Source organism: Microvirga yunnanensis (assembly GCF_025460875.1).
Window position 1 is genome coordinate 1 of record NZ_JAMXFI010000051.1, and the last position, 18,205, is coordinate 18,205.

General features: G+C 60.4%; 18 protein-coding genes. 9 read left to right on the top strand and 9 right to left on the bottom strand.

The genetic code is table 11. The features are described 5' to 3' along the window. Positions 1-237: 237 nt before the first annotated feature. Positions 238-585 (bottom strand): hypothetical protein, encoded by a 348-nt coding sequence (locus tag NF876_RS22840; protein ID WP_262270847.1) that lies wholly within the window; start codon positions 583-585, stop codon positions 238-240. Positions 586-723: 138 nt separating this feature from the next. Here NF876_RS22840 and NF876_RS22845 point away from each other — a divergent pair, with 138 nt between their 5' ends. The 3 genes from NF876_RS22845 (at position 724) to NF876_RS22855 (ending at position 2,482) form a co-directional block, all read left to right on the top strand. Then, positions 724-1,191: an MbcA/ParS/Xre antitoxin family protein gene (locus NF876_RS22845; protein ID WP_262270848.1), complete on the top strand. Its 468-nt coding sequence runs from the start codon at positions 724-726 to the stop codon at positions 1,189-1,191. A gap of 84 nt (positions 1,192-1,275) precedes the next feature. Then, positions 1,276-2,253 (top strand): antitoxin Xre/MbcA/ParS-like domain-containing protein, encoded by a 978-nt coding sequence (locus tag NF876_RS22850; RefSeq protein WP_262270849.1) that lies wholly within the window; start codon positions 1,276-1,278, stop codon positions 2,251-2,253. Further along, a complete protein-coding gene (locus tag NF876_RS22855; RefSeq protein WP_262270850.1) occupies positions 2,240-2,482 on the top strand; it encodes a phage tail protein in 243 nt (80 codons plus the stop codon). The genes NF876_RS22850 and NF876_RS22855 overlap by 14 nt, the downstream gene beginning before the upstream one ends. Before the next feature lie 15 nt (positions 2,483-2,497). On the opposite strand, the gene NF876_RS22860 is transcribed toward NF876_RS22855, so the two are convergent. Beyond that, entirely contained in the window at positions 2,498-2,836 is a 339-nt protein-coding gene (locus NF876_RS22860; RefSeq protein WP_262270851.1) for a hypothetical protein, read from the bottom strand. A gap of 214 nt (positions 2,837-3,050) precedes the next feature. Next, entirely contained in the window at positions 3,051-4,217 is a 1,167-nt protein-coding gene (locus NF876_RS22865) for an ATP-binding protein (RefSeq protein WP_262270852.1), read from the bottom strand. A gap of 1,106 nt (positions 4,218-5,323) precedes the next feature. On the opposite strand from NF876_RS22865, the gene NF876_RS22870 reads away from it, so the two are divergent. Both NF876_RS22870 and NF876_RS22875 read left to right on the top strand, forming a co-directional pair. Further along, positions 5,324-5,758 (top strand): hypothetical protein, encoded by a 435-nt coding sequence (locus NF876_RS22870; protein ID WP_262270853.1) that lies wholly within the window; start codon positions 5,324-5,326, stop codon positions 5,756-5,758. A gap of 614 nt (positions 5,759-6,372) precedes the next feature. Continuing rightward, complete coding sequence (locus NF876_RS22875) at positions 6,373-6,813, top strand: MucR family transcriptional regulator (RefSeq protein ID WP_262270854.1); 441 nt, start codon at positions 6,373-6,375, stop codon at positions 6,811-6,813. Positions 6,814-7,007: 194 nt separating this feature from the next. Here NF876_RS22875 and NF876_RS22880 read toward each other — a convergent pair whose 3' ends face one another. From NF876_RS22880 to NF876_RS22900, 5 genes are all read right to left on the bottom strand, one after another. Continuing rightward, entirely contained in the window at positions 7,008-7,850 is an 843-nt protein-coding gene (locus NF876_RS22880; RefSeq protein WP_262270855.1) for a hypothetical protein, read from the bottom strand. 1,840 nt (positions 7,851-9,690) lie between these two features. Then, positions 9,691-9,960, bottom strand: a complete 270-nt coding sequence (locus NF876_RS22885) for a hypothetical protein (RefSeq protein ID WP_262270856.1) — start codon at positions 9,958-9,960, stop codon at positions 9,691-9,693. 78 nt (positions 9,961-10,038) lie between these two features. After that, entirely contained in the window at positions 10,039-10,782 is a 744-nt protein-coding gene (istB, locus tag NF876_RS22890; RefSeq protein WP_262270857.1) for an IS21-like element helper ATPase IstB, read from the bottom strand. Between the two features lie 14 nt (positions 10,783-10,796). Further along, entirely contained in the window at positions 10,797-12,332 is a 1,536-nt protein-coding gene (istA, locus tag NF876_RS22895; RefSeq protein ID WP_262270858.1) for an IS21 family transposase, read from the bottom strand. A 485-nt stretch (positions 12,333-12,817) separates the two neighbouring features. Next, positions 12,818-13,621 (bottom strand): PQQ-dependent sugar dehydrogenase, encoded by an 804-nt coding sequence (locus NF876_RS22900; RefSeq protein ID WP_262270859.1) that lies wholly within the window; start codon positions 13,619-13,621, stop codon positions 12,818-12,820. 488 nt (positions 13,622-14,109) lie between these two features. Between NF876_RS22900 and NF876_RS22905 the strand changes: the two genes are divergently transcribed. Beyond that, entirely contained in the window at positions 14,110-14,931 is an 822-nt protein-coding gene (locus tag NF876_RS22905; protein ID WP_262270860.1) for an SHOCT domain-containing protein, read from the top strand. A 401-nt stretch (positions 14,932-15,332) separates the two neighbouring features. After that, complete coding sequence (locus NF876_RS22910) at positions 15,333-15,542, top strand: hypothetical protein (protein ID WP_262270861.1); 210 nt, start codon at positions 15,333-15,335, stop codon at positions 15,540-15,542. 188 nt (positions 15,543-15,730) lie between these two features. Here the strand turns inward: NF876_RS22910 and NF876_RS22915 are convergent, their stop codons facing one another. Then, on the bottom strand, positions 15,731-16,939 hold the full coding sequence (locus NF876_RS22915; RefSeq protein ID WP_262270862.1) for a coiled-coil domain-containing protein: 1,209 nt from the start codon (positions 16,937-16,939) through the stop codon (positions 15,731-15,733). Positions 16,940-17,082: 143 nt separating this feature from the next. Between NF876_RS22915 and NF876_RS22920 the strand changes: the two genes are divergently transcribed. Together NF876_RS22920 and NF876_RS22925 are read left to right on the top strand one after the other, a co-directional pair. Then, a complete protein-coding gene (locus NF876_RS22920; protein ID WP_262270863.1) occupies positions 17,083-17,571 on the top strand; it encodes a YciE/YciF ferroxidase family protein in 489 nt (162 codons plus the stop codon). 45 nt (positions 17,572-17,616) lie between these two features. Further along, positions 17,617-18,171 (top strand): DNA-3-methyladenine glycosylase, encoded by a 555-nt coding sequence (locus NF876_RS22925; protein WP_262270864.1) that lies wholly within the window; start codon positions 17,617-17,619, stop codon positions 18,169-18,171. Positions 18,172-18,205: the final 34 nt, after the last annotated feature.

The window sequence follows — 18,205 nt, forward strand, 5'->3', positions numbered from 1 at the left end:
CGAGGTGGTGTTCCTCCAGCCAGGTGAGGTAACAGTTGAGATCATCGGTGTAGGTGGCGATGGTGCCCGCCGAGGCCCCGAGTTCGGTGGCCAGGGCGTCGAGCCAGAGCTGGGCCAGCCGCTGGTTAGTGCGCATGAAATCCTCCCGATCGGGAGCAACATGGCACGGCACCGGTTACCGACTTCTTGTCAAAACTCTCAGGCCCCATTCCCCGCAGGCTGAATGCACGACTTGCATTACACCCTCAGCGTCTTGAGCTTGTTGGGGCGGTTGGGGTCCAGCCTCAGCGGGAGCACGGTCACAATCATCTGCTCTCGTCGCTGGTAGACGATCCTTACCTTCGAAGATGCTGAGAGATTGCGACGTGTCAGCTTGGCGATGATCATGACCCTGGGGTAGGGGTCCCAGTACGGATTCGCAAAAGCAACTCGGTACTTGAGCTCGATCCGATCGACGAGGTCGATCAAGGAGGCGGGATCATAATCGTCGAGATTGTAGCGCTCGCAGAACCGCCGGAGTGCATGCATCGTCCAGTGGCGTTCGATCGCCGCCATAATGTCCTGATGAGACTCGGTGGAGGTCATGACCGCTCGACAGAGAACCCCGTCCCCATGATCGGGATTATGTTTCACGTCAGCTCAATTGCAATCGCGATCTCCGACAGAATTCGCCCCAAGCAGCCGCGATGTTAGACTCTCTTTAGACTCTCGTCCATGACACAGGTGGCCGACGAGATCCGCGCCCTGATTGCAGATCTTTACGATGATCCTGAGGACTTCCTGAAGAGACCTCACCAGTGGTTCGGCGGGCGTTCGCCCGATGAGCTACTGGCGACGGAGGCGGGCCAGTTCGTGCTCCTGAAGTTCCTTCGCGGAGGAGTTCACATGCCGCCCATCGAACCAGATAGAGACTTCAAGCCCTACGCGACCGCAAACGCCGATCAAGCCATTGACCAAGCGATCGCCCGTCTTGAAGGCCACATCGAGCAACTCAGGTCACTCAAAGGATCTGGGCCGGAGATCGCCACGGTCATCGGACGGGCACAGGAGGTTCATGGTGAAGAGGGCCTGCCGTGGCTCCTTGAGTATAACCAAGTGCTGCAGACGACACCTTTGGAACTCGTGCTCCAAGGTAAGGCCGAGCGCGTCCTGACGCAGCGTGGACGGATTGAGCACGGCGTGTACGCGTGAGCACAGAGGAGGGGCTACTGATTGCCTCTCGCCGATGAACAATCGGCAAAGCATCGGAGACGCATACGGAGACTTGCTACTGAGATGACCGAGAAAGCGATAGCCGAGTTGATGGCGGCCGGTGAGATGCGTAAAGCCGAGTTGGTCGAACTGGCTGGTGGGCTCTACATGCCCTCGTACGTCGGCGCGATCCTCAAAATACCCGAGCAATTAGTCGACGAGCGGCGTAAGGCGGGGGAGCTTATCGCTGTCGAGACACAAGAAGGCTACCGCTATCCAGCCTGTCAGTTCACGCCGGACGGGGTCGTGACAGGGCTCTCCGAGGACTTAGCCGTGATGTCGATCCGGGCGGACTGGATGCGGCTCGAATGGCTCCTGGTTCCAGACGATGCGCTGGAGGGGATTTCTCCGCTTGAGGCTCTCAGAGCAGGGCGCCTCGAGCACGTCATCGACATTGCTCGAGATCATGAAGGACCAGATCCGGGACGGGTTCTGTCCACAGAGGAAACCCCTGGCGACATCACGGCCCTCCTTGCAGACGATCTTGCAAGTCTTGACCATGGGGCTCCTCGGGCAGTGGAAAACGGCCCTCGGCCTTTGGACAGACCGCTCGGCGCTCCCAGGAACGGCGTGCACTTCCATAAGGGATCCGGCCTTGGTCCATTGGTCAGCCTGGAAGAGGGGGCAGCGCTGCTGGACGAAATCACAGTCGATGATGACTCGACGGACTGGGCCGCATCCGAACTCCTGGCTGCTGACCGCATCGCGGAGAAGCTCGGTATCTCCATCGCGAGGCTCGAACGTTGGCGAGATAGCGGGACGGTTATTGCCTTCCGCAAGGACGCCCATGGGTTCGTTTATCCGGTTCGGCAGTTTGATCATTCCCGACCGATCGAAGGGCTCGATCGGGTTGCTGGATACTTCCCATCACCGGAGGAGGCGTGGGAGTGGTTGGTCACGCCCAACCCGTACACCGATAGCGCGGCACCGATCGACCGGCTGCGGTCAGGGCACAGCGAAGAGGTCATTCGGGCTGTAGAAGGTGCGCATGACTACCAATGAGGACGGGCACACAAAGAAGGACGACGATCTCAAGTACGGAGGACCCAAATGGTCTGAGCAACTCAGGTTTGCAATCAGGGAGGCCATCGCCGAGGCTGTCGCGGAGCATCAGAAAAAAGGAAATCCTGTGTACTTCACAGACGATGCCGGCTGCTTGTGTGTGATGATGCCGGACAACAGTTGTCGACGGTTGTCGCAGGGCGAGGTTGCGGATCTCAATGGTTTATAGGCGGATGCCAATCCATCATTTTGCCAAGGCTTGCAGGATATCATGATCCTCGTGCATGATCTCCTCCGCCAGTGCGATCTGGCGTCCGACCTCTGGATCGCACGGTGTGAGGCTATCACTGCCATCCGGTGCTTCGTACACAATCGGGATATCGATCGGCGTTCTCATGCCGCCCAAGGGTATCGCCCATGCCAGCAGATCGTCCGCCCAAGCCTTTCGCCCGTCCCAGGTATCATCTGACCTGAGGAGCAGAAGGATCCACTCGTCGGCCTCGAGATCGACCGCGAAAGCCTCGACACTGATAGTGCCTGTAGACCGATCGAGGATAAGGCCCAGGAACGGCCGCAGGTTCATCTCCGGCTCCCAGAGTGATGGATGCGCGGTTTGCCAGCGATGGGATCCGATGATTTCTTCGAGAGGAGTCATGACAACGCTTCGTAGTTCCACGACAGCCAAGCAAGCCAGCATACCAAGCGGGGCCAAGAAACGCTATGGAGCCCGATCCAATCAATAAAATGGCTATTCGGATTTGGGTGTGGAGGGGTCGCTAGAGGTTTTGATGCAAAGGTCATCTTTCCGCCAACAGCGCCTGACCGAGAGTTGGCAATGGCATCACCTCAATGTCATCCTTCAGAGGAAAAGATTCTGCTCCTGGATAGACAACGATGCGGCGTTCGGGTTTGAGATCCTCACAGGCGTGATGGAAACCCTTCTCTACCTTCGGTGCCAGACTACGCTTGATCTCGATGGCCCATGAGTGACGACCGGGCAAGGTGAGGAGTAGGTCAATTTCCGCGCCTGCGGATGTCCGGTAGAAGTTTGCCTGTGTGTCGGAAGGGGCGGCGGCAATCAGGGATTCGATGACAAAGCCCTCCCAACTGGCTCCAGCTACAGGGTGACCCAACACGTCATCCTGCGTTGCAAGTCCAAGCAGGGTATGTGTGACGCCGCTATCGCGGACATAGACGCGCGGGGACTTGACGAGGCGTTTGCCGACGTTGGCATGCCAGGGCTCCAGGCGGCGAACGAGCAGCAGGTTGACCAGCAGATCGAGATAGGAGGCCACGGTCTTGCCATCCACGCCCAGGGCACGGGCGAATTCGGCGGCATTGAGGAGCCCGGATTGGTGGTGCGCCAGCATGGTCCAGAAGCGACGTAGGGTCTCGGCCGGAATGCGCGGCCCCAGCAAGGGAATATCGCGCTCCAGGTACGTTCGGATGAAATCCTGTCGCCACCGCTGGCTGCTACGATCACTGGCGGCCAGATAGCTGTCCGGGAAGCCACCACGCAGCCACAATCGGTTCAAGTCTGAGGCCGGAACCTCCAATCCATCGATCGGGTGCATTTCGAGATAGGCGATCCGGCCGGCTAAGCTTTCGCCCGACTGCTTCAGGAGATCGAGTGACGCGGATCCGAGCAGAAGGAAGCGGCCCGTCCGCCGCCCCTTGCGGCGACCGCGGTCGATGAGACCGCGCAAGTTCTGAAACAGATCCGGTAGCCGCTGGACTTCATCAAGAATGACAAGCTTGTCTTCATGGCCGGCGAGATAGAGTTCTGGTTCTGACAGCCTGGCGCGATCAGCATCGGATTCCAGGTCGAGATAGATCGACGGACGGTGCTCCCCGATGGTCAGAGCTAGTGTCGTTTTGCCGACCTGCCGCGGGCCCAGGAGGGCGACGGCAGGATAGCTGTCGAGCAATTCGTTCAGCTCGGCGGTAATACGACGTTCGATCATCCTTGCATTTGTGGATCTTATCTCCATAAATGCAAGGTAAATTTTTTATTGGTCGTGTGGCCTCTGGCGTCAGCCCCTTGGCACCGGTGAAACGGAAGCTACACCTAAATCCGAATAGCCAATAAAATCAACTCTGTATGCTTTGATGCCTTCGGGACGCAGGTCGAGATCACCGAGGCGCTGAATGATCGGGAACGGAAGCCAACTCAGCTCCGCAGCGACAGGCCAATCCAACGGCCACGGACTTCTTGTCAAAAGGGCCGTTATCCGCCGTTTTCTCCTACGATCCTCCGATCCAGACGACTTGGAACTGAACTCGTTCGCGCCGGCCACATGGACCAGGGAGAGCAACAATTTCGGGCGATGTATCGTCTAACCCGCCTATGTCAGAACGTCGAGCGCCTGCATCGCACCTCTTGCATCCGTACCCATCGGGTCTTCCGAGCCATGCTTGGCCAGCGCGGCGTTGATCACTACCGCATAGGACATTTGCAGTTCACGGCATGCCTATCGTTGCCTGAACGGCGTCGACATCAAACAGCCCAGGCCGCGTTCAATCACGACAAGATTGCCATGCCAGTTCGCCTCGGCCACTGAGGCTTCGGCGTTGGGGTGGGCCGATCAAGGCCCCTTCAACCCCGTCGCGCCTCGCCTCAGACGGCGCGGTCGCCGGCCATGATCACCAGTAAAGATCCTATTTGGGAAACGAGCAGTCCTTCCGAGATGCTTGCCTATTACCAATCTCGGGGTGGCGCTTCGACGGTGCACTGCAATTTCGACAGGTCGATGAGGCGCCCTGTGGTGGAGATCGCCACAGCACCTCCGGGCTGGCCGTACATAAAGGTTCTCTAACGAAGCATTTGCCAGCGACAGGGAGTGCGCAGCGAAAGGTGGACGAGAGTGTTTGTTTTGAGGGACGAAAAGAAAAAATCCCTGAAGTGAACAGCTGACCTGAGCCCAGGGACTCGAGGTTGGATCCTCTCATCGGGCCGCTTTGCCACGCTTTGATGGCTCGCGGCCCATCACTGACCTGCCGTACCATTATGAATGAACAACAGCTTGACCTATCTGCTCGGCTGGAGGCGCATGCCATCCTGGACCGCCTCGTGGCCGACGGACCAACCTTCCCGGCCGGCGCCGCCCGCCGCCTCATCGATCTGATCCCATTGGCGCCTGGTTCCCGCATCTCCTTCACCGGTGCCTTCCGAAGTCGCGGACCGGGTGCCAGGGGCCATGCCGCCGGCATTGGCGACATCACCCTGGAGGGGAAGGCGAAGCAGAAAACCCTCACCCTCAACCTGCCAACTTCGCACCGGGTTGGCGGCTATGTGGTGACCCACACGCCCGGGCATGTCGAAATCGAGCTCATGTGGGCCGAGACCCGGGCTGACCGGACAGGCCAGAGTTGTGCCCTGATCTATGACGTCAGCAGCAAGGAGCCAACGGAGATGCGCATTGCCGTGCAAGGGTCGCTGACTGTGTTGTTCGTCACGTTCGCCTACATCTCGTTCATCCCTTGGAAGACACCTGAGACGGCCTGAGCGCGCTGTTGAGGGCGGAGATCTCGGACAACGAGACGGGCCGTTCGCTCGGGTATCACTGGAACCAGTGAATCCCCTCAAGGTGAAGACTGCCGGCGCAGAACTGAAGCGCGGTTAGAGCAGGAGACAGGACCTTCATTACTAACAACAGCAGCAGCACGCATGAATGTGGATAGCCTGGGACGACAGCCCTCCACACAGGGCAACGGAAGGGTGAGGTATGCCGATCCCTTGGTTGGGTTTGAGACAGTCATCGCGGAAGCTGAAGGTCAAAGAAGGGCAACCAAAAGATCCCGGAGACGGGCAGAGGATGCTGAGCAACGCCTGCGTATATCCAGGTCTGCCGCCAGCCCTCTAAATCCTCACTGGAGGATCGGCTTGGTCGGAGAATAGCAACACCAACTAGGAAAGAGTCAATCGCAATCAGACAAATGCAAATTGACTATCGAACAACATCCTGAGCCGATTTCGAACTCAACGAAGCCATGATCCGCTTAGGGTCAACATAAGAGCCAAGGAAACGATGTGCTCAGACCCTCGTTCGGCGCAGTGTCCTCAGAACGTTGGCGCTACCGGCTCAGGCTAAATTCAACCCACTCATCCAAATAACAATCATGACGGAACACACTTCTTATTCAATTGACGAAATCGTCCGCTTGAGCGTGAGGCTCGCTCTGATTCTGTCCCGGCAAGACGCTCCTTCCGCCTCCGAGCGAGTCGAAGATCGCCTTAAGATCTTTCTCGACGAAATCATCGCGGCGGCGCCAAAGCCACAGAGTGGCCCAAGACCAGCTCCGGCAGTCCCGGTCGAGCGCTCGATCCTTCATCACGCCATAATCTCGCTCGAGGACGGCCAGCTGTACAAGTCGCTTTACTCGCATTTGAGCAGTCTCAAACTCACCCCTAAAACCTACCGTAAAAAATGGGGTCTGCCCCGCGATTATCCAATGGCTGCACCGGCCGAGCGGGAGCGCTTGAGGGCCCAGCGCGAATGCTGCGGACAATTTCCCTGCCGCAGAAGAAGACGGCGGCGACGCTGCCACCGAGACGGATGATTGATTCCGCCGATGCCAGCACGTCCCGTCTGAGGCCAGGTTCAGGCGGAGGTGACGGAATTCTCCACAGAGCCCAACTCTGTGGAGCTGCCATTTATGAAAATCTTTACCTCCATACTGATCATGACATGCGCACATTCGCCTGCCCTGTCCACGTGGGCATAGAGTGCACCCGGGATATCAGTCCAAGTTGGTCATGAATGGTCGCTGTGCTTCGCCGTTATGCTCTGTGTTGAGGCAGAGTTGTCGTCTTCCGGCTCAATAGACTGGATAATTATCCGCCCATCCTCGCTTTCATAACGTGGAGACCAGTTGGCGGCAGGTATGTCCCTGGGTCTACCAATGTACCTCCACAGGGCTCCATCATGTGGAAATAGGTTCTCCTGTACCCACCCCCAACGTTCTATTGTGCGCGCCGGATGCGGACAAAACACGTCCAGCCACTGGAGATAAGCCCTATGGAGTGATTGGAAGTCTAGGGGCTCTGGAGCCTTTGGAGAGGTGATCTCGAGTGTCGGTATCCATGAGCCTTCTGCGGTCTCCGGGAGAGGATGGAATTCCTCACCTGCAGGGCTTGGCGTTTGGGCAAGATGCTCCTCAATTTCTGCATTCTCAGGCTGCCGCTCGTTATCTTTGATGATGCTCTCATCGGGCTGCCGGTGCCATTCGGCAACCACGTCAGTCAGCCCGAAGACCTCCAGCAGCTCACGAGGCATTGTGGCCCATTGTTGCACCGACATCCCAAGAAAGCGGAAAGCCTGGTGCTCGGTGCTGCCGTCCTCGCCGAAGGACCGAAACTCTTTCATTCTGGCGAGGCGGTCGACCTCCGCTGGCGGCAAGCTCAGTGTTCCAGGAGGATGCGCATGTTCCGCCGCTCTGCCTCCGGCTTGGTGCACGATCTGCCTGATCTGGGTGATGAGGCCCTCTAAGGCATGCTGGTTCTCCAGCATCAGATCAGCGAGCGCCATGCCCTCGGCAGCTTTCTGTTTGAGCCGTTCCTTGTGGATGCGCTGCCGCTCGGCATTGGACTGGGCCACTAATCTCTCCCTGTTACTCACGGGCTACGGAAGGTTCCGTTACTAACAGAGATTGCGGCAAACGCTATCGCCGTGAACTCCAGGCGGGTGCAAAAGCTGTGGACGGCACCTTGGTCAGGAGCGGCTCGCGTGGAAGGGTAGGTGAGGGCTCAATACCACTGTTTTTATGCAGGCAGCTCCTGCAGCCGAGGCTCCGAACCTGCTGGGCTCAATTCCGCAAATGTTATGGGTCCAGCTTTTCGCTACTCTTTGGGCGGGGTATCCTGGAGCAGGACCGACCGAGTCAGGCGCAGGCTCAATACCACAGTTTCGACGCAGTGCGTGCGGCCTCTCCAATGTTAGTAACGCCGGCTCAGTGCACGATGGTGCTCCAGAGCTTGGTCTCGAACGGTCGCGGTTATCGGATATTCGTCATGTTGATCGCGCCCGGTGGCTTTGGTGCCATCCGCTATCGGGCAGGCTCACGAAGTTTTCATGCTCCCCGAGTACAGAGCTTTTCGTTACTAACGGGGCGAGCCAAGCATGTTATCCCTCCGGCGCGTTGAGACGTTACTAACGCAAAGTCTGGAGCAAAGCTCGTACTGTATTTTTGTGCGTTACTAACGGAGGGTGGGGCTGAGGCTCAATACCGCAAACTCTCCGCAGGTGCCTCTAAGCTTGCACCCACCGCATACCCGCCGGTCCATGTCATGATCGTTAGTAACTGCCGTCACACCAAGGCTCAATACCTCAGTTTGTGTGGGTCGCTAACAACCTTGAGCTCTCGGGCTCAAATTCGTAACATCGTGCGCTCAACTTTTTGCTGGTCTTTGGTGCTGCTGGTCACCCAGGAGTCAGTCCTTTGGAGTCATGCTTTAGCCCGAGCTGCACAGGCTCAATACCGTAGTTTCGACGCAGGGCGTGCGGCCTGGTTGGTGTTAGTAACGCATGCTCAGTGTGCGATGTCGCTCACGATCAATATCCAAAGGTAGCAATGGCTGCTCGTGCGGATTCGGTCCGATCCCGCACTGAGCGCATTCATAGAATGACCTTCTGCCTCCGAGTGTAGTCCCTTCGTTACTAACGGGGTCGGCGGAGGCCGCTCTCCTTCCGATGTGCCGACAGGACGAAACAGCATCGTGGTTTGTTCGTCGAGGCGATGTTGGCGCCGGATTGATCGAGGCTCAATACCGTAGTTTTTGTGTGTTACTAACGACTGGCAGGGACGAGGCTCAATACCTCTAACTTTATGCATCCCGTCGTGTGGACCTGTGGGCGAACTCTGATTGCGCTTTTTGAGGGTTGTCGGCGCGCCCTGATCAACGCGCAACGCCGTGGATGCGCGCGCAAGAGACGCAGCCCGCTGGTCCAAGCTATCGGAGCCGATGTTTTGGCTTTCGACGTTGGCATCAAGTTTAAGGTCACCGTTTCTGCGTTACTAACGAGCGACAGCGCTCAGGCTCAATCCTGTACTTGTGACACACCCAGTCAGGAAGCGGCTTGCTGATCGGGTTCCCCGAGCCTGGATGTGGTGCGACAATTCTCGTTACTCACGCTAGTATGGGAGGAGGGCACAAAGAGGAGCAGCTTGATCAGACGGGCCGAAGCCGACTATTGGTGAGCTGCTGCAGATTGTGCTCGCCCAACTCCTTGCAAAACATCGTCCGGTCACCTTCCCAGTGACCAAAGCTCGTGCGTTTGGCGATCTCTGCCGGGCGTTGCTCGATGGTGATGCCGGCCGGAATGACGAGACCGCGAGGCTTGCGCTGATAGCGCGCTCGACGCCGGTGCCACGCAGGGGCAGATCCTGGTACAGGCCAAGATGCTGCCCTTGGGGGCCATAGACAAACCGGTAATTGTTTCATGCGAGCCGCGCTCTCGTGCGCCTGATACCCGCAGCCGGCCGGCAATCTGCTCGGGCGACCATCCAGCTTAAGGCGATCCCTAACGTAGGCTGCAAGCCCCGGGTTGCGGAGAGTTTGCCCAGACGCCGAGCCTGGGCTTGCATGTTGGCGGCCATATGGAAATAGCCGCGATACAACGCCTCTTCATCGTGAATGCGGATTCCAACGAAGTCGGCCAGTTGTTCCGACGCGATGTCGGCCATGCATTCCGATTTCAAGCCGGCCATGATTCCGATCTGAAGTCGGCCACCTGAGGACAGTCCCTGGGTCCTTGTGTTGCAGCGTGAGTGACACTCCTGCGAAGGTCAAGCCGCCCCATCGAGCGCGCGGGTCTTGCGCAGGCTCTCGCCCGTCAAACTCAGGCGATAGGCGTTGTGGACAACCCGGTCGAGAATAGCATCCGCCAGCGTCGGAATGCCGATCATCTCGTACCACTTCTCCACCGGCACCTGGCTGGTGATCAGCAGCGAGCCGGAATCGTACCGGTCCTCCACGATCTCCATCAAGTCCCGCTGCTGTTCAGGGGTGAGCGGCTCCGGGCCCCAATCGTCCAGAACCAGCAACTTCGCCCGCGCCAGCGTCCGCAGCAGACGGGCATAGCGGCCTTGCGTGCGCGCCAGGGCGAGAGCCGCAAACAGCCGCGGCACCCGATGGTAGAGCACCGACAGATCCTCCCGGCAGGCCCGGTGCCCGAGCGCGCAGGCGAGCCAGCTCTTGCCTACCCCGCACGGGCCGGTGATCAGCAGATTGCGCCGCTCGCGGATCCAGTCGCACGATGCCAGCTTGAGGAACAAGGCCCGGTCGAGCGAGCGCGGGGCCCGGAAGTCGACATCCTCCACGCTGGCGGGATGGCGCAGCCGGGCAGTTCTGGCGCGGGTCTCGAAGCGCTTCTGCTGCCGCAGCGTTACCTCATGATCCAGGATCAGACCAAGCCATTCGGCATGGCCCAGCGCCGGTGCCTCAGGATTGTCGCTGAGCGCCTTGAAGCCCCGGGCCATGCCATGCAGGCCGAGATCGTGCAGCAACTCGAGAGTGGGGTGGGTCAACATGCTCGTGGTCTCCTTCAATGGAAGTAGCCCGGTCCGCGGATGTTGCGGTGGGTGATGGCAGGACGCTCGGGGGAAGCAGGCTCAGGGCTCGGGCGGGCATCAAGCAGCACGACGATGCCCTTGGAGGAGAAGGCTCTGATCGCCAGGGCTTTGGCGGAAGCCGCCTCGACCCGCTCCTTGGAAAGACCGCGCATGTGGCGCAGCACGCCAATACAGGTGCGATAGCCCTGCTCGGGATGGCGGCGGGAGGCCAGGATGGCGCCGATCAGCATCTCAGTGTTGGGACCGAACGCAGCGGCCCAGGAGCGGAAGCGCTCCGGCGACCAGGAGGCGTAATGCCGATGCGAGGCCGGCATGTGCTCGGGCTTGGTGCCATGCGCCTGTCCGCCATAGCGACGGCTGTGGGCGGCCACCCGCTCGCCCTTGTGGAAGGCCTCGAGGGTGCGCTGCGTCAGGCGCACATCGACCTGCTCGCCGATGAGGCCGAAGGGCACGGAGTAGAAGAAGCCTTCCACCTCGATATGATAGTCCAGCCCGACGCGGGCGAACTGCCATTGCGCGAACTCATAGTCATCTGCCGGCAAGGCCGCGAGGGTGGGTCTCTCCACCGTCTCGAAGAGTTCGCGCCGGCTGATGCCGAGGCGACGCAGGGGTGCGGCGTTCATGCGCTCGACCACGCCCGCGATGGCGGCATTGGCCTCGGCGAGCGAGAAGAAGGTGTGGTTGCGCAGACGCCCGAGGATGTAGAACTGGGCAAAGCGCACGCCCACCTCCACCTTGCTCTTGTCCCGGGGCTTGCGGCTGCGGGTGGGCAGGACGCCAACATCGTAATGGGCCGCGAGCTTGCCGTAGCTGCGGTTGAGCTCGGGATCGTAGAAGGACGCCTTATGCACGCCGCTCTTGAGGTTGTCCGGCACGATGAGCTTGGGCACGCCGCCCAAGAAGCGGAACATCCGCACATGCGCCTCGACCCAGTCCGGCAGGGTCTGGGTCCAGGTCGCCTCGGCGTAGGTGAGGTTGGAGGCGCCGAGCACCGCCACGAAGATCTCGGCCTGGCGCACCTCGCCGGTGGCGGGATCGACGATGGGCAGCTTCTTGCCTGAGTAGTCGACGAACACCTTGTCGCCGGCCACGTGGTTCTGGCGCATGGTCGGCGACAGGCGGCGCTCGAACTCGCGCAGCAGATCGCAAAAGCGCGAGTAGCCGTAGCCCTCAGGGTAGGCTGCCCTGTACTCCTCATGCAGGATGGTCATGGTGACGCCCGGGCGCTTCATCTCCTTGGCGAGAGCAGCCCAATCCGGCTCGGGGCGCCGGCGCAGGCCGGTCTTGACGCCAGTCTTGGCGAACAGGCGCTGCTCGAGGAGGGTGTCGGTGAGATCGGCGGGCAAGGGCCAGGTCAGCCCGGCAGCCTTGGCCCGTTTGAGGGTGTCCTGGACAGTGGAGCGGGCAGCTCCAACGGATCGTCCGATGGACCGGTCGCTCGCGCCGCTGGCGTGCAGGCGCAGGATGTGGCGTATGGCTCTCATGGTCAGCCTTCTCTTTGCCGGCATGGCCGCTCCTTGTTTGCAACAATGGAGCCTTCATGCCTGATCGGCGGACCCTGGGAATACCCCTTCGACGCTGTCTCAGCCCCTGGCCGGACAATAATCGGAATGGTGGCCGGATTGATCTCGGAACGCTGGCCGGAGATTGATCGGAACCGTGGCCGGCTTCATCTCGGAATCCCTGGCCGAATGAAATCGGAATCTGCATCGTGAACCCAGTTCCGCTTGATCTCGCGCTAGATGGTCGACCGATGCCGCTGCATGCGAGCGATCTCGCGCCGTTCAGCCAGGCTCAGGTGGATGTAGGGCAGGGTCATTCGGTATCCGAGTGCAAATCCGTTGTTTGTAAAGGGATTCGCACATCAGGATAGAATCTAACAATCTAGTATAACATTTCGCATAAGGAGAATTTTGACAAGAAGTCTGGGACTGCGGGAGCTTCTCCATTCACTATCGGTGCACCCGCCGCATTACGCCTGCTGGTAGTTCGCTCAGCGTCTGACGCGCCAGATCCGACCTCCGGCGTCATCAGACACGACAAGCGATCCATCCGGCAGTTCTTCGATGTCAACCGGACGCCCAACGCCGCTCAGGAAGCTTTGTCCACTGCCGGAGCGGCTGCTGCCCAAACGCAGCCGCACGACCTGGTACCCGACCGGTGTGCTGCGATTCCAGCTCCCATGTTCGGCAACCAGCGCTTCGCCACGCAACTCCGGAAACATGGCACCGCGATAGAAGTGAATCCCGAGCGTGGCCACGTGAGCCTGGAACTCATACGTGGGTGGGATTTGTGGTACTGGCGGAGCTGCCGCCTCGAATCCGCGCAATCGCGTCAAGCCACCGAAATACGGAAAGCCATAGAAGGCGCCGGGCTGCAGTTCGTTGAGCTCGTCAGGCGGTGTGTTGTCGCCCATTCCATCGGCGCCATTGTCGGTGAAATACAGGGTGCCGCCGTTCCAATCGAAGCCGACGGAGTTGCGGATGCCCCAAGCGACACGCCGCAGGTCCCCGCCGCTGGGGCTGAGGCTGATGATGGTCCCCTGCAAGCCCTCGGGCTGGCAAATGTTGCAAGGCGAACCGATCGAAATGTACAGCCGACCGTCCGGCCCGGCTTGAATGTAGCGCAGGCCGTGGTGGGCTTGGTTCGGCAGCCTGATCGGCAGGTCGGCTCGGTTGGCCAGTGTGCCGCCAGGCACGGGCGTAAAAGCCGAGATGCGGTCGCGCGATGCAACGTAGAGCCGATCTCCGAGACAAGTGACGCCGTTGGGGGCGACGAGCCCGGAGGCGGCCCGCACGGCAGGTCCACCGGCCAGAGGGACGCCATAGACCGCGTTACCTTTGGTGCCGACGTAGAGCGCCTCGCCGCAAACAGCCATGGCGCGGGCAGCCGGCACACGGGCGAATACCTCGATGCGGGCTCCGGGTGCGGCGTGAACAATTTGGCCAAGGCACGGTGGGACCAAACCAGCGGTGGCAAGGCTGGCGAAAGCTAAGGACCGGAACGGCTTTCTGAGGTGCATCATGTCCTCGCGACCGGATCGAACACCTCATTTAGGCGCCGACCGCTGAGTTTGGAAACTCACGAGTTCGCGGGAACGGGCGAGATCAGGGATAGTGCAACTCGCGCTCTGCCAGGATCCGCCGCTCAGGAGGATCCCACGCTCGCCGATACACGCCTAAGCTACCCTCCAATGTAGGCTGGTGAGCCCCTTCAGGTGCAGGTATGGTCACTGGGAGCCGCTTGCTCATCCTTGTCACCACCCAACCTCGGGCACGTCCTGTGATGCATGAACTCACCCCTGAAGGTCAGCAGATCGTCGCGGACGCTGCCCAGCGGCATAAGGTCAGCGCCGATGCTGTTCTAACCTTACTTCGTGCGCTGGAGGTGGGTCATGGCACCATGGCGCAGTTCAACCATCCTGAGCTCGGCGGGATGGGTCAGTGGACACAGGGTGGCATGACCATGGTGGGCGCCCTGTTCGATCACGGCTTGAAGGCCCGCGTGGATGCCCTCTGCACCGAACTGGCCGCACTCCTGCGCCAGCAGCCATCCATTATGGAAGCACCCAGCTCGCAGGCAGACCCGCAGTCGAGCGCGCTGGGTGTAGGCCTGTTCGGGGCAGGAGCAGCCTCCCCGTCGAGGATGTGGTGGCCACCGGAGCTGGGCCAACCATCGTCTGCCGGATCTCAGGATGACCTGCGCTACGCGATCTTCCCGGCAGCGCACAGGCTTGCGATCGAGCGGAGCGGGCAGATCACCCTCTACGACACGCGGGATCACCTGATCTCTGGAGTGTCTCAGCAACAGGGGGCTGATCAATCTCTGAGGTTCGTAAGTCAACACGGTCTCGTTCGGCTTCACGATCTGCCGGTGGTGGAGACGGGCTGCCGCTCATCCACCCCTGATCCAACCCGAAACGGGCTAGGGCCAAAGCCTGCGGCTTCGATGACGGCCGGCGCCGCGCCGCCGACACCGTCCCAGGCCTCCTCATCCTCAGAGGACATCTTCACCACGCTCGAGCGCCTTGCTGAGTTACACAAGAACGGGGTGCTGACTGATGAGGAGTTTGCCGCCAAGAAGGCAGAGTTGCTGGCCCGCATCTAAGGACGAGGGTCAGCTCACCGTTACGTTCAGCCACTCATCCGCTATACCTCAACTAGGGAGGACCAGGGATTCTGGTCCTGTCGCGATTTCCGGGCCACAGACACAGAGAAGATGCCAGAGCGAACGGTAGGCTATCATGCGGCGAGCCGCGCGAATTGCTTCGGAAGGTTTCCTGCGGATCAAGTATTTGACGCCGCTGCACCGGCACATAGAAATCTGCGATGGCGATCGTCTCCCTCTTCATCATCGCGGCGGCTCCGGTCTCGTCATGATGATCAAAGCTTATGCGCCGCAGATCGGCTTGCCCAGGAACATGCGGTCGCACACTGCGTTGCCCAAGAAGGCCAGCTTGGCAATAGCGTGGCGTAGCTGTGCTGGGCCTCCTCACACGGAGACGTCTCATGAGCAAACTCACGGCCTTGCTGGGCTTTCTCTTCCTGGCTGTTTCATCAGCCTGGGCGCAGGCCCCTGCTCCTGCCCCTGCCCCTGCCCCCGGCGCTCCCCCCGCTGCCACGGGCGGAGGGATCGCAGACTACTGGTGGATCATCCTGCTGGTGATCATTGTCGCGGCCGCGATCTGGTACTTCTCCCGCAGCCGCAGGGGCGTGTAATCAGGTATCCAGCAGGAACGGACCCGTGGCATCAGGCGTTACTCAGCAGCCCTTTTGATGCTCCTGACGGTCCTATCGACACGAACCCGGCTCCGCGCCGGGTTCTTTTTGACCTGGGCTGACATAGCGAGCACCTCACCCGTTTTCTGAGGGGCCCTGACGCCTGAGGAGCCGGGCACACGCGCTGATCATTGGGGTGTTTCAGGCGACATAGGAACCGCATCGGCTGGAGTACCTGCTCCAGAGGGCTCCTGAGCACCCAGTGGCGTGCCAAGCTGCTGCCTTACCCCGGCCAGCTGGCTCTGAGCATCAGCGAGGTCCTGACGAGTGGCCTGAAGCCGCCCCTCCAGCTCTGCAACCTCCCGGTTGCGGGCGGCCAAGTCATCCGTTGCTCTCGCCAATTGGGCCTGAAGATCAGCCCGCTGCTGAGTTACCTGGTTCTGGATTTCAGTCTGTTCCCGTGTCAGGCGCTCCCGCTCCGAGCGGAGGTTGGTCAGCTCTGCCTGAGTGGACGCTTGTGCCTCGCGCGCCGGCTGGAGGCGTTGCTCGACATCAGCGAGTTCTGATCTGCTTGACAGCAGCTCCTGTGTAGCTTGAGTAATCATCTCGCGAACTGCTGCTTCCTCCCGTCGGGCCTCCTCCAACCGGCGGCTCACATCGGACATTTCCTGCGTACGTGTCGCGAGCGTCTGTTCACCTGTGGCAATCTCCTCTTTCACAGAAGCCAGTCGTTGCTCCGCCTGCTGGAGCTGGTTCTGGATCTCCGGCAGGCGCTGCGACAGTGCCGTGACACTGCGGTCCAGCTCAGCGGCTCTTTGCTCGTTGGCTTGCAGCGTTTGCTGAGCCGTGGCGGTCTGGGTCTGAACCTCGGTTCGGGCCTGGGTGAGTTGCGTCAGTTGCTGTTGTTGCGTCTGCAGGTCCTGCAGAGTGGCAGTGAGCTGTGCTTGGGCCTGCTCGCGCGCCTGCGTCACTTGGGCCAGCTGCTGCTGGGTTGTCTGGAGCGACTGCTGCACGGTCCCGAGCTGAGCCTGAAGCTGGTCACGGGATTGGGCTGTCTGCGTGAGTTGCTGCTGCGACGTCTGGGCCGTTTGCTGCAGGGTTGCAACTTGCGCCTGGGCCTGCTCTCGAGCCTGCGCGACTTGGGCTAGCTGCTGCTCCGCACCAGCGACCCTGGCCTGCAAGTCTGCCAGAGTTCCTCCGGTGCGCTGCTGCTCGTCGAGCTGCCGTCGCAGGGTGGCTTCAGCCTGCTGCAGGCGGGTTATTTCCGTTTGGGCTTTCTGCCGCTGGTCGGAGGAAGAGAGCCCAACGCCAAAGGCCACAAGCCAGCCCAGCATGGCAGCTCCAGCTAACGCCAAAGTTACAGGCCGCTTTAACTCGGAGCGGTAATCGATGGGCATTATGATCCTCCTGCACATGGGCTGCACGTTCTAACGCTAGAGTCTCATGAGCGTTGCCCGCCCGAGGCTCGCGAGCTGCGCGGAACACCCAGGGGCCTGACGGATTGTCCGTATCGCTGCACCACCTGACCAGGAGACCGAGAATGGCCGATAAGGATCTAAAAGCCCTCTTTTTGCACCAGCTCAAGGACACCTACTTCGCCGAGAACGCTATTCTCAAAGCTCTGCCGCAAATGGCGGACGCCGCACAGGCTGAGGAGCTCAAGGGAGCATTTGCCGTGCACCTGAAAGAAACCGAGGGGCAGGTAAAGCGTCTGGAGCAGGTATTTCAACTGCTCGGAGAGAAGCCTGCGGGTGTCGAGTGCAGGGCCATTCAGGGCATCATCGAGGAAGGGCAGGAGATCGTGCAGGAGTTCGGCGGCGGCGAGGCTCTCGACGCCGGGTTGATCGCCGCCGCTCAAGCGGTGGAGCATTACGAGATCACCCGCTACGGCACCCTGCTGGCATGGGCCAAGCAACTGGGCCTCACAGAGGCCGAAGGGCTCATCCAAGAGACTTTGATCGAGGAAGAGAACACCGATCAGATCCTGTCTGAGTTGGCCGAGGATGCCATCAATCCGGCCGCCGCCTAGGAGGCTCTGAGGAGAACCGAATAGACTGCCGAAGCGCACGAGCGAATGGCAACAACGCTGCCCCAGTCCTACTTCGCGCGCGATGCGGTTGCAGTCGCCCGCGATCTGACGGGAGCCCTCCTCCTTGTCGATGGGATCGGAGGCTGGATTGTCGAAACTGAGGCCTACTCTAGTGACGATCCTGCGTCGCACAGCTTTTCGGGCCCGACACCCCGGAACAGAGCCATGTTCGGTCCGGCTGGGCGTGCCTACGTGTACCGGTCGTATGGCATGCACTGGTGCCCGAACTTCGTCTGTCTGCCGGGCAGCGCGGTTCTGGTCAGAGCTCTTGAGCCAACCCCAGGCATCGAGATCATGAAGGTGCGACGCGGTGTTGAAGACCTGCGTCGTCTCTGCTCAGGGCCTGGTCGCTTGTGCCAGGCTCTGGGCGTGACCATCGCCCATAATGAGCTGCCGCTGGACCAAGCACCTTTTCAGCTCTTCGACTGCGAACGTCCGGTTGAAGTAACCACCGGGATGCGAGTCGGGATCACCCGCGCTGCTGACATGCCTTGGCGTTGTGCGCTTACTGGATCGCGCTTCATCAGCCGGAAGATCTGATGGCAACCGTTTGCGGCGAGAGCTGGCGCATGTT

Excerpts from the sequence above, each read along its gene's own strand:
- NF876_RS22875 (WP_262270854.1), top strand. The coding sequence starts at position 6,373 with ATGACGGAACACACTTCTTATTCAATTGACGAAATCGTCCGCTTGAGC.
- NF876_RS22860 (WP_262270851.1), bottom strand. The coding sequence starts at position 2,836 with ATGAACCTGCGGCCGTTCCTGGGCCTTATCCTCGATCGGTCTACAGGC.
- NF876_RS22850 (WP_262270849.1), top strand. The coding sequence starts at position 1,276 with ATGACCGAGAAAGCGATAGCCGAGTTGATGGCGGCCGGTGAGATGCGT.
- NF876_RS22865 (WP_262270852.1), bottom strand. The coding sequence starts at position 4,217 with ATGATCGAACGTCGTATTACCGCCGAGCTGAACGAATTGCTCGACAGC.
- istA (WP_262270858.1), bottom strand. The coding sequence starts at position 12,332 with ATGCCGGCAAAGAGAAGGCTGACCATGAGAGCCATACGCCACATCCTG.
- NF876_RS22840 (WP_262270847.1), bottom strand. The coding sequence starts at position 585 with ATGACCTCCACCGAGTCTCATCAGGACATTATGGCGGCGATCGAACGC.
- NF876_RS22920 (WP_262270863.1), top strand. The coding sequence starts at position 17,083 with ATGGCCGATAAGGATCTAAAAGCCCTCTTTTTGCACCAGCTCAAGGAC.
- NF876_RS22915 (WP_262270862.1), bottom strand. The coding sequence starts at position 16,939 with ATGCCCATCGATTACCGCTCCGAGTTAAAGCGGCCTGTAACTTTGGCG.
- NF876_RS22855 (WP_262270850.1), top strand. The coding sequence starts at position 2,240 with ATGACTACCAATGAGGACGGGCACACAAAGAAGGACGACGATCTCAAG.
- NF876_RS22905 (WP_262270860.1), top strand. The coding sequence starts at position 14,110 with ATGCATGAACTCACCCCTGAAGGTCAGCAGATCGTCGCGGACGCTGCC.
- istB (WP_262270857.1), bottom strand. The coding sequence starts at position 10,782 with ATGTTGACCCACCCCACTCTCGAGTTGCTGCACGATCTCGGCCTGCAT.
- NF876_RS22925 (WP_262270864.1), top strand. The coding sequence starts at position 17,617 with ATGGCAACAACGCTGCCCCAGTCCTACTTCGCGCGCGATGCGGTTGCA.
- NF876_RS22885 (WP_262270856.1), bottom strand. The coding sequence starts at position 9,960 with ATGGCCGGCTTGAAATCGGAATGCATGGCCGACATCGCGTCGGAACAA.
- NF876_RS22910 (WP_262270861.1), top strand. The coding sequence starts at position 15,333 with ATGAGCAAACTCACGGCCTTGCTGGGCTTTCTCTTCCTGGCTGTTTCA.